The 12,459-nt window shown below is 59.4% G+C and carries 14 protein-coding genes; 8 read left to right on the top strand and 6 right to left on the bottom strand.

Annotated features, from left to right (window positions below; translation table 11 throughout):
* Positions 1-133: 133 nt before the first annotated feature.
* Together FY112_RS16920 and FY112_RS16905 are read left to right on the top strand one after the other, a co-directional pair.
* The gene (locus FY112_RS16920; RefSeq protein ID WP_151518909.1) at positions 134-775 is read left to right on the top strand and encodes a hypothetical protein; all 642 of its coding nucleotides are present in this window, start codon (positions 134-136) and stop codon (positions 773-775) included.
* Positions 776-1,636: 861 nt separating this feature from the next.
* Positions 1,637-1,933: a hypothetical protein gene (locus FY112_RS16905; RefSeq protein WP_018067893.1), complete on the top strand. Its 297-nt coding sequence runs from the start codon at positions 1,637-1,639 to the stop codon at positions 1,931-1,933.
* A 149-nt stretch (positions 1,934-2,082) separates the two neighbouring features.
* Here FY112_RS16905 and FY112_RS36795 read toward each other — a convergent pair whose 3' ends face one another.
* From FY112_RS36795 to FY112_RS16890, 4 genes are all read right to left on the bottom strand, one after another.
* Positions 2,083-2,598 carry a hypothetical protein gene (locus FY112_RS36795; protein ID WP_131630251.1) on the bottom strand — a complete coding sequence of 172 codons (516 nt, stop codon included), beginning with the start codon at positions 2,596-2,598 and terminating at the stop codon, positions 2,083-2,085.
* Entirely contained in the window at positions 2,595-2,834 is a 240-nt protein-coding gene (locus tag FY112_RS16900) for a hypothetical protein (RefSeq protein WP_131630252.1), read from the bottom strand. The genes FY112_RS36795 and FY112_RS16900 overlap by 4 nt, the downstream gene beginning before the upstream one ends.
* Positions 2,831-3,151 carry a hypothetical protein gene (locus FY112_RS16895; protein WP_131630253.1) on the bottom strand — a complete coding sequence of 107 codons (321 nt, stop codon included), beginning with the start codon at positions 3,149-3,151 and terminating at the stop codon, positions 2,831-2,833. The genes FY112_RS16900 and FY112_RS16895 overlap by 4 nt, the downstream gene beginning before the upstream one ends.
* Positions 3,152-3,226: 75 nt before the next feature.
* The gene (locus FY112_RS16890; protein WP_151518908.1) at positions 3,227-3,943 is read right to left on the bottom strand and encodes an SOS response-associated peptidase; all 717 of its coding nucleotides are present in this window, start codon (positions 3,941-3,943) and stop codon (positions 3,227-3,229) included.
* Positions 3,944-4,137: 194 nt separating this feature from the next.
* Between FY112_RS16890 and FY112_RS16885 the strand changes: the two genes are divergently transcribed.
* The 6 genes from FY112_RS16885 to FY112_RS16855 all read left to right on the top strand — a co-directional run bounded on the left by FY112_RS16885 (position 4,138) and on the right by FY112_RS16855 (position 11,556).
* The gene (locus FY112_RS16885; RefSeq protein ID WP_151518907.1) at positions 4,138-4,728 is read left to right on the top strand and encodes a TetR/AcrR family transcriptional regulator; all 591 of its coding nucleotides are present in this window, start codon (positions 4,138-4,140) and stop codon (positions 4,726-4,728) included.
* Between the two features lie 71 nt (positions 4,729-4,799).
* Positions 4,800-5,417 carry a hypothetical protein gene (locus FY112_RS16880; RefSeq protein WP_151518906.1) on the top strand — a complete coding sequence of 206 codons (618 nt, stop codon included), beginning with the start codon at positions 4,800-4,802 and terminating at the stop codon, positions 5,415-5,417.
* Between the two features lie 208 nt (positions 5,418-5,625).
* Positions 5,626-6,204: a DUF308 domain-containing protein gene (locus FY112_RS16875; protein ID WP_151518905.1), complete on the top strand. Its 579-nt coding sequence runs from the start codon at positions 5,626-5,628 to the stop codon at positions 6,202-6,204.
* A 582-nt stretch (positions 6,205-6,786) separates the two neighbouring features.
* The gene (locus FY112_RS16865) at positions 6,787-8,709 is read left to right on the top strand and encodes an adenylate/guanylate cyclase domain-containing protein (protein WP_151518903.1); all 1,923 of its coding nucleotides are present in this window, start codon (positions 6,787-6,789) and stop codon (positions 8,707-8,709) included.
* 336 nt (positions 8,710-9,045) lie between these two features.
* Positions 9,046-10,752, top strand: a complete 1,707-nt coding sequence (locus tag FY112_RS16860; protein WP_151518902.1) for an adenylate/guanylate cyclase domain-containing protein — start codon at positions 9,046-9,048, stop codon at positions 10,750-10,752.
* A gap of 69 nt (positions 10,753-10,821) precedes the next feature.
* The gene (locus tag FY112_RS16855; RefSeq protein ID WP_151518901.1) at positions 10,822-11,556 is read left to right on the top strand and encodes a phosphotransferase; all 735 of its coding nucleotides are present in this window, start codon (positions 10,822-10,824) and stop codon (positions 11,554-11,556) included.
* A gap of 23 nt (positions 11,557-11,579) precedes the next feature.
* On the opposite strand, the gene FY112_RS16850 is transcribed toward FY112_RS16855, so the two are convergent.
* Complete coding sequence (locus tag FY112_RS16850) at positions 11,580-12,074, bottom strand: SRPBCC family protein (RefSeq protein ID WP_151518900.1); 495 nt, start codon at positions 12,072-12,074, stop codon at positions 11,580-11,582.
* Positions 12,055-12,417 carry a metalloregulator ArsR/SmtB family transcription factor gene (locus FY112_RS16845; RefSeq protein WP_131710190.1) on the bottom strand — a complete coding sequence of 121 codons (363 nt, stop codon included), beginning with the start codon at positions 12,415-12,417 and terminating at the stop codon, positions 12,055-12,057. The genes FY112_RS16850 and FY112_RS16845 overlap by 20 nt, the downstream gene beginning before the upstream one ends.
* Between the last annotated feature and the right edge of the window lie 42 nt (positions 12,418-12,459).

Here is a 12,459-nt window from a genome sequence, read left to right as displayed (position 1 = left end):
TAGGTCTTGCGTGCATAATCGATGACAGCTGATCTTTCGGCTGCCGGCCGCTACGACGAACGTCGCGTCTTGTTTGGTCCCTAACCCACTACTTTGAGGTTGAGTAAAGCATGTGATCAGGCATAGTCAGGGCATGCTTGATCTCTCGTTTCCTTGGCCCATCGGCCCCATTCCCATAGCCATGACTGTCTGGGCGTCTTATGGTCTTTACCGTGCAGTTGTAACCCGCGACGGGGTTACGTGGGCGTCAGTAGTTTCAGTACTGGGGCTGGTGGCATTCATGGCAGCACTAACTGCCCAAGTCGTAAAGCCCGTTATCAACCAAGCGCTTGCCCTGATGATAGCCCAATTTCTCGGAACGGGTGCGTGCTTCCTGTTCGTCAAGCTACTGTGGTCCGTTCAAAAAACGAAACCGGAATCATCTGTTCCATCTCTCAGGCGTCCCGACGTCAAAATGTTACGCGGCATGGGCATCTGCCTGAGCTTCCTGATTGTCCTTGACGGGCTTTTCTTTTTATTCCCTGACGCTGGAAAGTGTGCACATTTCAAAGGGTACATGGCTAATAAGTGTGCTGGGAAGGAACTATTTATTGGAATTCATGACCTTCCAGTGGAAATTTATTTTGGAGTTGTCTTGGGCGTTCCTGCAATGGCTGGGCTGATTTTAGGAATTTGGGCGCTGTTTAGGACAGCTGGCCTCCCAGATGCTGACGAGCCAGGTACGAAAAGAGTACCGGCGGTTGATGTCAGGCAGAACACAGAGGGATTGGCGTGACAAAACGCATAAACATCATCTGCCTGGTAGCTTTCTTCCTCTGCTTGGCAGGAGCGTTTGGCGTATCACGATTAAGTGGCGGCGTGGAAAACACACATGGGCTTCTGAGGTATGTATCCATCGTAATAGGCGCCGCTATATTCGCTTTGTTTCCTTTTAGCCTCGGCAGTTTTTGGCTGACACGGAGCTGGCGGGAAGTGCGCAAGGATAAAGCCAAAAGAGAGTTCATACTCAAAGACCCGATCCTTTCGTTTCTCATTTGGCGTGAGGAGTTAGATGGTGGGTAGCGATAGCCTCCCTTTATGATGGTTTGGCCACCGGTAAGGCAGTGAAGGACTGATCATAACGGGTAGCAGCGCCTACCGTTGCCGTGGCCTGGGTGCGGCATTGGCTCAATAACAACTGAGTTGTGACGCTCCAAAAATTAGCGTGTCGGTTTCAGCCACAGCCCACTATGATATAGATCGTCGCGACCTCTCACGAACGGAGCCAAAGCGGGTGAAGTATTTACATGAAGAAGTTCGCTTCTTTGTTTGGGCTTGGTTAGCCGTTGCGCCTCCCTGTGCGGTATGGTTTGCTGGGATGATATTTTATATCAAAATCAACCACATTGATCTTTCCACGGTCTCCCAGGCCTCATTCCTATGCCCTGTTATGCTTTTCGCTTTTATGACGATGCTTCTCGTGGTCGAATTGGGGTCGCAATCCAAATTCAGGACGGGCTTTTTTACTGCATGGCTTCAGATGGCCATGGGAGAAATTACAATCGATGGCCTGTATGAGCGTGGACGGCGAGAAGACAGGTAAATCTCAGCTACACCAATCGTTTCGTTGCCGCGGAGTCACCATAGCGAGATTATTTTGACGAAGCGCCTAAGCACCATCTGTCTGGTTGCCTTTTTTCTTTGCTTATTGGGAGGGTTTGTCATCCATCGACAAGGCTCCCTCGGAATTTTCAGATACATCGAGAACTTCCTGGCCGCCGCCGCGATGGCGTTATTTCCGGTCAGCGTTGTCAGCTACATGTTTAGTTATTCGTGGCGGGAACTGCGTAAGGATAGAGCCAAAAGAGAGTTCATACTCAAACACCCCATGAGGTTTTTGATTTGGCGCGAAGTGAGAGATGAAGCGTATGGCGAGGAGAAGCGTGAGGAGTAGCAATCATAACACACCGGCGATGGGGTCACACCAATCGTTCCGTTTCTTCGGGCTCAGGTGCGTGCAAACCCCTCCCGAACTTCTTGCCGATGGCACGGAAATATTAGCCAGCGGCCGGCGGGTCGCTGCTCAAATCCGTTAGCTGAGATCTAGAAAAGGTGTTCCAATTCGGCGAACGGAGAATAGAATAGCCATTTGGGATTGCAGTAGTAATCCTGATACGTAAAGCCACCAATGGCAAACCCGTATCGTTGGTCATCGTGGAAGGAACGTGTCGTTACGCTCACACGCTCTTTGAGTCGATTTTTCGCCGTAAACCTTACGCAAATGATCCGATCACCATCGCTTAGCGTTAAGACGTTCGATATGGCCGCGTCACTGATTTCACGCTCATTGTAGTAGGTCTTGCGTGCATAATCGATGACAGCTGATCTTTCGGCTGCCGTTGGCGGGATCTGGGTGGAATACACCGGATCGTACCGCTCGGCAGTCCTGCAGCCGGTTAATAGTATCGGGAGTGCGAGAAGAGCCAGGCGAGGCATTTGATTTGTTCGTCGCGGCGTCTCAGTTGCGTGTTGTCGATATGGCCGGTTCAGTCGCACCAGTCGTTCCTCTGTTTCGGGCTTGGCGGTCAGCGATGCGCAGATGATCAATCCAGCAATCATTGAATTATATTGCCATCCTCGGCCGCCCCGAGCTTCCGTCTGAGCGCCTGTTCCTGTTCGCATGATTTGTGCGGGAAATGCTCGAAGCACCACCAGCGTGTTGGCACGGCCGAGGATGGGCTGTGGCCCCAGCCTCCCCATTCCTTGCAGCGTGTGCCGTCAGCATGCCGGTGCTCGCAATAATGTTCAACGATCACATTGGCGCCCGGCGCACTCGAATGGCCTTCGTTGCTCATGGGTGCGCCGTCCTCTGTTTCCCGCTCTTGATGCTCTCGTAGATCATTTCCAGCCGCCTCGAGGCGACATAGGCACTGTCCTCGTATCCGGCTGACGGCCAATCCAGTCGATGGCTGCCGTCCGTCGCCACGATCCAGAACCATCGATTGTCGATCCCTCCGCCTGCCTGTGGCCGAAATATCCTTCCGATCTGGGTATCGCCGTCAAAAGCGACGTAGTCGTCACCGGGTTTCTCCTTCCAGGCGTGCCGCCATTTGTATTTGATTTCTCGGCCGCTGACATGTTCCCACGATTTCCAGGTGATTTGTTCTGGCATGCGTCGTCCTGTCCCCTCGCGAGGTATCTCTTTGACCGCATGGTTGATGGATGGCTCCCGCCCGAGCCGGTGAATTCAGATCAGCGTCGGTTCCGGATCGGGGTCGATCGGATCGATAATGTCAGCCGTGTCGTTCCTGGGCGAACCAACATTGCGGCCGATCGGCCACATGGTCATCAGCTCGGCCGGGAATGGCTTCATCAGGTCGTTCGGATCGGGTTCCGGCGATAGCCAGCGTTCATAATCCTCACGATGCAGGATGACCGGCATCCGATCATGGATCTGCGCCATCATCTCATTCGGCTCGCAGGTGATAATTGCGAAGCTCCGAGTCTCTATGTCATTGTCGCGCCGCGTCTCCCAGATGCCGGCGAGCGCAAAGGGCGAGCCGTCAGCCATGGCGATCGCATAGGGCTGCTTATTCTTGCCAGTGCCGAAAATATCCTTCCACTCGAAGAAGCCGTTGATCGGCACCAGGCAACGGCGCGACCTGTAAGCCGAGCGGAACAGGCCGTTGGTACTGATGCCCTCGCAGCGCGCATTGATCGGCGGCGGACGCCCTCCCGGCTTCATCCATGCCGGCACCAGACCCCAGCGCGCGCTGGCGAATACCGGCCCCATAATATCAGGCTCCCGGACCATGTCGCGAATGATGATTGGATAATCCAGCGTTGGCGCGCCGTTGTAGAGTGGAAATCGGTTTCCGAGCGCATCGATCGCGCCTCGCTCTGCAAAGGCGAAATTGCGCACCAGCTCCTCAAGCGAGGTCTTGATATAGACGCGGCCGCACATCCGGAACTCCATCCCGTATATTAGGTGTTCTGATTATGTTCTTGGTGTCCGAGGCGAGTCAAGGCCGGTCGCTACAACCGACGCAGTCATCACTTTCGCCCGCGTCAAGGTGAAGCCGGTGCCCGTCTAGGATGGCCGATGGCAGAAAACCGCATCCCGCTTGACAACCTTCCTACTGGAAGGTAGATAAAGCCATGAGCAACCTTTTGACGACGTCCGCCGAGATCCTGGCCTCCGCCCGAACCCTGATCATGACCGGAGGCTATAACGGCTTCAGCTATGCCGACATTGCTGCCGTCGTCAGGATCCGCAAGGCGAGCATCCATCACCATTTTCCCAGCAAGACCGACCTGGTGCGCACGCTTGTCGTGCGATATCGCGAAGATGCCGAGGCGGGTATCGCCGGTCTGGAGCAGCAGGTGCGGGATCCCTTCGCGCTGCTCCAAACCTATGCAGGTCATTGGGCCCAGTGCATCGAGGACGCCAGCCGGCCTTTTTGCGTCTGCGCCCTGCTGGCGAGCGAACTGCCGGCACTGCCGCCGGAGGTGGCAGCCGAGGTCAGGGCTTTCTTCCGCTTCCTTTCGACCTGGCTGACCTCGGTGATGGAACGCGGCGCTCGCGACGGCAGCCTGACGCTGGCGAGCGAACCGCGCGTCGAGGCTGAAGCCTTCATGGCCTCCGTCCACGGCGCCATGCTTTCAGCCCGTGCTTACGGCGACCCGGAAATCTTCGCCACCATATTGGCGCCGACATTGCAGCGGCTGTCTCCGGCCGTCGCCCGATAACGTTCCGGGCGGATGAGCGCCGGGAGCGACACACCACGACAACGAAACTACCAACTAGTAGGAAGAATCCCATGTTCAACAACATCCTTCCCGCCCTGGTTCTGGGCCTCAGCGCGCTTTTGTCGGCGGCATCTGTCCATGCCGAAGATCAGAAGGCCGAGCAGTTCCATATCCGCGGCAGCATCGTCGCCTATAGCGGGTCCGCTCTCAAGGTGAAGACCCGCGAAGGAGAGACTGTCGATGTCACGCTTGCCGACGGCTGGAAACTGGCGAGCGTCGCCAATGCGGCGGTCACCGACATCAAGCCGGGCGACTTCGTCGGCATCGCCTCGCTGCCGAGTGAAGGCGGCGGCGACGGCGCGCTTGAGGTGCTGATCTTTCCGCCGGCGATGAAAGGTGCCGGTGAAGGCAGCTACGGTTGGGACCTCAAGCCCGACAGCAGCATGACCAACGCCACCGTGGCCGATGCCGTCAAGGGCGTCGATGGCCGCACCGTCACCGTCTCCTATCACGGCAAAGAAAAGAAGATTTCCATTCCGGACGGCACGCCGGTCGTGACCATCGCTCCGGCCACCAAGGACGATCTCGTTCCCGGCGCCGTCGTCTTCATCCCCGCCGAGAAGGCTGCCTCGGGGGCCCTCGCTCATCAGGTCCTCGTCGGGAAAAATGGCGTGGTCCCGCCCATGTGACCACATCGTCGCCGGTCGGCCGGGCCGCCCCCGGCTCGACCGGCGATTAACCAGAAAATGCCGCCTGACCGGCAGTCCCGAACGACGGAGAACACCGTCTCGACAGCCGCCCGTCGGAGCTAGAAACCAGTCTCGATGACGGACGACGCCGCTCACGACGGTGAGACGCCCCTATCAGACCAACACCATCACATTCAGGAAAGAGATAATGATGACCACCGATCAAACCACCGTCGCGTCTGGCGACAGGGAAGAGTGGCTGACGCGCTATTACTTCACGCGAGCAGCCTTTTCCGCCATCTGGGTCGCAGCAGCCTTGACGGCCGGGAACCAGTCGCTCGCCGTCGCGGCCGCCTTGCTGATCCTCTACCCGGCCTGGGATGCCGCCGCCAATTTTGTCGACGCAGCGCGGAGCGGCGGCCTGGCAAACAACCACAGCCAGGCGATCAACGTCGCCGTCAGCGCGGTGACGACAGCGGCCGTGATCGTCGCGCTGACGATGAGCATGAACTGGGTTCTGGGCGTCTTCGGCCTCTGGGCCATCTTTTCCGGCCTGCTGCAGCTTGGAACCGCTGTCCGGCGTTGGAAGACCGATGGCGGCCAATGGGCGATGATCCTCAGCGGCGGCCAATCCGCCGTGGCAGGCGCCTTCTTCATCGCCCAGGCGCAAATGCCGGAAGCGCCATCCATCGCCAACATCGCCGGCTATGCCGGCCTCGGCGCCTTCTATTTCCTGGTGTCGGCCGTCTGGCGAAGCGTCACGCAGATGCGGCGGAAGCGGGCCTGAGCCGACCGGAGCGGGATCTCCTGGGCGGGCGACGAGCAGCGTCGGAATGGCTCGCCCGCCGCCGCCGCTTATTTCCTGTCATTTCATGAATGGTGGGTGAGGCGCGCCGCCGAAACCAGCCCCTCATCCGCCTGCCGGCACCTTCTCCCCGTAAACGGGGCGAAGGGACATGCCGCACCGGCTTCCTTACCCTCGACGCCGCGTTTGGCACGTCCCCTCTCCCCGTTTTTTACGGGGGTCCGGAGGACGGGTCGAGACGAGTGGCTCGACCCCGGTAGGGTTAGGGTGAGGGGCAGCCATTGGCGCCAACCGGACAGCAGTGGCCCTGAGCCTGGGATCCATGCCCGCTGTTGATCGATACGAAAGTGGATCCTCGGGTCAAGCCCGAGGAAGACGGAGAGGGGGTGGGTCTGGAGCAAGGACAGGACGTATGCGAACACGGTCGCCGATCTTGTTCTGCCGAAACGCACAGCGCGGTGTGACCGCATTCACCGCCTTGTGTAAGTTTTCAAAAAGCAGTTAACTGCCATCGTTGGCTATGCTTCGTGTGCTGAGACGTGTCCGCATTTCGGGGGAAATCGCGTGCGCTGGTCTAAACCGCTCAGACTGCATCTCGGCGTCCTGGTCGTCGCATCGCTGCTTTGCACGTCGACGCCGATCATCTGGCTGGCATTCAAGCAAGGAAGCGATGCTGCGGTCAGTGCGGGCGTGCAGCAGATGCGCGAGATGAGCCTGCGGCTGATCGAGGGGTACCGCAATACGCTGCAGGGCGGCACCGAGGCGGTGGCACTGGCATCGACCCTGCCGCAGCTTACCTCCCCGCCGCCCCAGGATATCACGGCGAAACAGCAATTCTTTCTGGAGGTTCTGCGAAACGTCCCCAACGCGACGAGCGTCTACACCGGCTATCCTGACGGCTCGTATCTGCAGGTCATCAACACGCAAAGGCAGGATGTCCGCCGGATCCTCGCAGCACCCGATGGCACGGCCTTCGCGATCCGCACGATAGCACGCAGCCAGGGGCCGGACGTCATATCGACGTTTCGCTTCCTCGACGGCCAGGCAAGGCCGATCGCCGAGCGTGACGTCGACCATGCATCATTCGATCCGCGGCAACGCCCCTGGTACCAATCCGTCATCCAGCACGGCGAGGAAGTATCCGTCGGGCCCTATGTTGCGGGAACTCTGCAGCTTCCAACGCTGACGATCGCAGCACCGATGAAAGACGACGATCAGGTTGTCGTCGGCATCAACATCCACCTGATGACTGTCGGCCGCCTGCTGGATGCTGAGGAGATTTCGCCGCGGGCGCGCGCCTACATCATCGATGATGCCGATGATCTGATCGCCCATTCCGACCCGGCAATCATGAACAGGCTTCTCGGCGTATGGTCGAAAAATGCCGATGGCGCCGTTGCCGTCGATACGACGAAAGACAGTTACGACACGAGCCTCGAAACGGTGGCGAGGCTCAGGCGGGATCCGGCCTTTGCCAGCGGCGGCGTGGTGCGGATCGATCTCGATGGCGAACGCCAGATCCTGCAGATCGCCCCCGTCGGTGTATCCGGTCTGTTCAAGGGAAGCGTCGCCGCAATCGTCGTGCCCCTGGAAGATCTGGTGGCTGAGGCCAATCGGCTGCTCGTGCACAATCTCCTCGTTGCCGGCGCCTTCCTGATCGCGGGTGTCGCTGCCTCGGTGATGCTGTCGCGCATGGTCAGCCGCTCCCTTTATCGGCTGGCCGACGAGGCGCGCAGGATCGGCGATCTCGATGTCGGCGAGAAAGGTGTCTCCCACTCCTTCATATCGGAGATCAACACGCTGGCGAGCGCGCTGGCGGCAAGCCGCCATGCCATCAGCCAGTTTGCCCTCTATGTTCCGCGTGAAGTCGTCAGACGGATCGTCAATCCCGAAGGGCGAGCGGTCGCCAAGGCGCAGCGTCAGGATGTGACGGTGCTCTTCACCGACATCAGAGACTTTACCACCATATCCGAGCAGCATTCGCCCGAGGACGTGGTCGATATGCTGTCAGCCTATTTCGAACTGTTGAACACCATTGCCGAACGCAATGGCGGCACTGTCGTGCAATATCTCGGCGATTCCATTTTCGTCATGTGGAACGCCCCTGTTCCAGATGTCAGACATGCCGAAAACGGCTGCCGATGCGCGCTTGCCATGAAAGCGGCGATCGACGAGTTGAATGAAGCCAACCGCCAGAATGGCCGTCCCGCGCTCATCACCCGATTTGGATTGCACACCGGCCCGGCGGTCGTCGGCAGCTTCGGCGCGATTTCCAGGCAGCAGTACACGGCCATGGGCGATACGATCAATGTCGCCTCGCGGCTGGAAGGATTGAACAAGGAATTCAATACGTCGATCCTGGTCAGCGCCGCCATCCACGATGCTGTCGCCGATTGCTTCGTTCTTCGCCCGCTGGGCCTGGTGCCGGTCAAGGGGCGCGCCGAGAAGGTCGATTTATGGGAGCTGGTTGGGGGAAGCGGCGACTAGCGACGGGCGATCCCGAGGTGGAGCCTTCGGGTTGCCACCAACGGCAGCTTTGCGCCAAAAGGGGCCATATCGAAGGGTTGGCGATGACCAAGATGGGGCCGGAAGGAGACTGGCCGCATCTGGAAGTCAGCCAGAAATGCAGTGCAGTTGCAGTTCGGGTCTCCCCGGACAGAACTGGGCACTTCCGCCGAAACCCCCGCTCGCAGCCAGACGTTCACAAAGAAGCATGACTGCTCGATCGAGGTGGAGATCGCCTGGATATTACCTCTTACGATTTGTTGACTGACCTGCGGTTGAACAATAACTTGCTAATTTGGTCATTAGGCTTGTCCTCACATGACGGACCAATCTATTCAGCGTCGCCTTGCCGCCATCGTCGTTGCCGATGTGGTGGGATATACACGCCTGATGGAGGCTGATGAAGTCGCAACGCTGGCGAACCTCAGGGAACTCCGTTCTGGCGTTATCGAGCCGGCTGTGATGCGCCACAACGGTCGCATCTTCAAGGTCGTGGGCGACGGATTCCTAATCGAATTCGGTAGTGCAGTGGACGCGGTCGCAGCAGCATTGGAAATGCAACGGGCCACCACTGCTGTTGAGGTTTCCGGAGACCGGCGCCTGCTTTTGCGTGTAGGCGTCAATCTGGGAGATGTCATTGACGACGGTTCAGACATGCTCGGCGACGGCGTCAATGTCGCGGCGCGACTCGAGGCGCAGGCCGCACCGGGAGGTATCTGCATTTCAGCCAAAGTTCACGGCGAGATCGTCGGCAAGATCGGCGACCGGTTCTTTGATGCAGGCGAACGCTACCTAAAGAACCTGACTCGCCCGGTCCGCGTGTGGCATTGGCCGGATGCGCTGCAGAGCACATTGCCGCTGCCCGAATGTCCCTCGATCGCTGTATTGCCGTTCACGAATATGAGTGGGGATGAAGCGGACGCGCCTTTCGTCGACGGCTTGACCGAAGACCTGATCACCGACCTTTCCCGTACGGCTGGCCTGTTCGTCATCGCGCGCAATTCCGTGTACTGCTACAAGGGCAAGCCGGTCGACGTACGGCTGGTCGCCCAGGAACTCGGCGTCCGCTACGTCCTGGAGGGGAGCGCCAGACGCGCAATGGGCCGTGTCCGCATCAATGCCCAATTGATCGACGCGCTTGGCGGCCAGCACTTGTGGGCCGACAGGTTTGACAGAACGGTGGAAGATGTTTTCGAATTACAGGATGAAGTTAACGCCAAGATTGTTGAAGCCCTCGTCGGCCGGCTGACCATCCCGAAGCAGCGCAATCGGCCGAAGAACCTTGAGGCGTATGATCTGTGTGTGCGCGCCCGCCTCCTGACGGAAGAGTCGCCGCAAACTGAGCGTGAGGCCTATATGCTGCTCCAACGCGCGGTTAAGCTCGAGCCATTATATGCCGAGGCGCTCGGTCTGCTCGCCTATAACCGTTGGCTTGCCTGGACTCATTTCGGCGAGCCCGAAGATCCTAACCGTCGGATGGCGGTGACGCTCGCGCAGAACGCGGTCGACCTAGATCCCAACGATGCCGGCTGCCGTTACGTTCTGGGGACCATTTTGGCTTATGAGCGGCGATGGGAGGAATCGGACGCCGCCTTCGCCAAGGCCCTGGAGCTGGACCCCAACCACGCCGACACCTGGGCCGCCATGTCGGACATGTCCGTGCTGGACGGCAGGGTTGCCGATGGACTAGCGCAAATCGAAAAAGCTCTGCGGCTCAATCCCCATCCAACCTGCTGGTATCTTTGTCATCTTGGGCAGGCGCAGTACGCCGCGCGTGACTATGAGGCGGCAGCCGCGACACTCCGCAGGGAAGACACGTATCGTACCAACTCACGCAAATTCCTGGCTGCTACGCTTGCGCAGTTGGGCCACCTTGAGGAGGCGCGGCGAGAAGCAGAATTGTTCCTGATCGCCCACCCTCATTTCACGATCAGCCATTGGCTCAGCTCCCAGCCGCTGCGTGATGCATCTGTACGAGACCACTTTGTCGACGGCTTTCGAAAGGCCGGCCTGCCGGAGATGTGACAGCGGGTGGGAACAATCGCGACGCGTATTTCTTTCGTCATTTGATCATGGGCTCCAAGGGTATCGCCAATGGGATGGGAAGCGCTCGGGCAATGGGGTGAAGACGCGGTTCGCATCGAACGGCTCACGGGTGGAGTTGCCAACGACGTGTGGAGCGCTCGCGCCCACGGGCAGCTCGCGGTCGCTCGTCTCGGCTCCAGGAGCGACGCTGATCTTGCATGGGAAGCCGAGCTGCTCCAATACCTCGACCGTGAAGGCATGACCGTTCCGGGACCGATCCCGACGACTGACGGCCGACTGTTCGTGGACGGTCTGGTGGTGATGAAATACATGGAGGGCGGACCGCCCGAGACGGAGTCCGACTGGCGTCGCGTTGCCGACACGCTGCGCGAGCTGCATCGGCTGACGCAGGGCTGGCCGCAGCGCCCGGGCTGGCGATCGTCGATCGACCTCCTGCATACTGAGACCGGAACGAGGATCAACCTTGCCGCGATGCCGCCTGAGGCTGTTATTCGATGTCGAGCAGCATGGGCGCGGCTCATCGGGCGTCAGACATGTGTTGTCCACGGCAACCCCAACAGCCCCGGCAACGTCCGCATCACCGCAGATCGGGTCGCGTTGATCGACTGGGATGAGTCACATGTCGACGTCCCCGACCTTGACCTGGTGCTGCCCGACAACGCTGCCGATCTCGACGACGGCGCACATGACATCGCAGCGCAAGCCTCAGCCGCATGGGAAGCCGCCGTCTGCTGGCAAGACGAGTACGCAGTCAAGCGGCTTGCCGAAGTTCGAGCGGTCTAAGCAGTTGAGTTGAAGGCGGGCTGTCACACGCTCGCGCTGAGCGTGATGAGAAGTTCATCCAACTGCTCGAACTGCTCGGGCAACGCGTCTTCCATGCCGACGAAAGACTGGTCGAGCGCTTCCTTCGAGGGATAGAGTTCCTGCAGGACCAGCAGCGTCCTGCCGTCCTCTTCCTCGAAGGTCACCGTGGTGACGGCGCCCTCCTCCCCGCCTTCGTCATTGGTCCAGACGAGGCGCGATGGCGGCGACACGTCGAGATACTTGCCGAAGAAGGCCATGGCGTCCGAGGCATCGTGGCCGAAGGTGATGCGATAGCTGCCGCCGGTGCGAACATCCATCTCGCAGGAAAGCAGGGGAACGCCCATCGACTTCGGCGCCCACCACAGCTTGAACAATTCCGGCTTGGTCCACGCGTCGAATACGAGGCGAACCGGGCCGTTGAAGGTGCGCGTCACCACGAGTTCAAGCTCGGATTTCCGTTCGACCACCGTGCGGCCGTTACTCGCTCTGTCTCCCATCGGCTTTCTCCTTCCGTTTCATGGCCTCGATGACGTCATCAAGCGCGTCGAAGCGTGCGTTCCAGATCTGACGGCGCGCTTCGATCCAGGCCGCCTCTTCCTCGAGCCCGCGTGAGCCCAGTCTGCAGGTCCGCACACGCCCGACCTTCTCCGTCGTCACCAGCCCCGCCTGCTCCAGGACGCCGATGTGCTTCTTCATGCCCGTGAGGGTCATGTGGAATTTCTCTGCGAGCTCCGTGATCGAAGCATCCGCACTGCCGAGCTGTTCCAGAACGCCGCGTCGCGTGGCATCGGAGAGCGCGGCAAAGGAGGCATCAAGGCGAGCTGTCGAAAACTGAACCATATAGTTCAGTGTCTAGCACGCGGATCGGCGTCATGCAAGGGG

Source organism: Rhizobium sp. PEPV16, from assembly GCF_008919455.1.
Lineage (GTDB): Bacteria > Pseudomonadota > Alphaproteobacteria > Rhizobiales > Rhizobiaceae > Rhizobium > Rhizobium leguminosarum_Q.
Note: the sequence above shows the minus strand (reverse complement) of the source record. Positions and strands in the feature narration are given on the sequence as shown.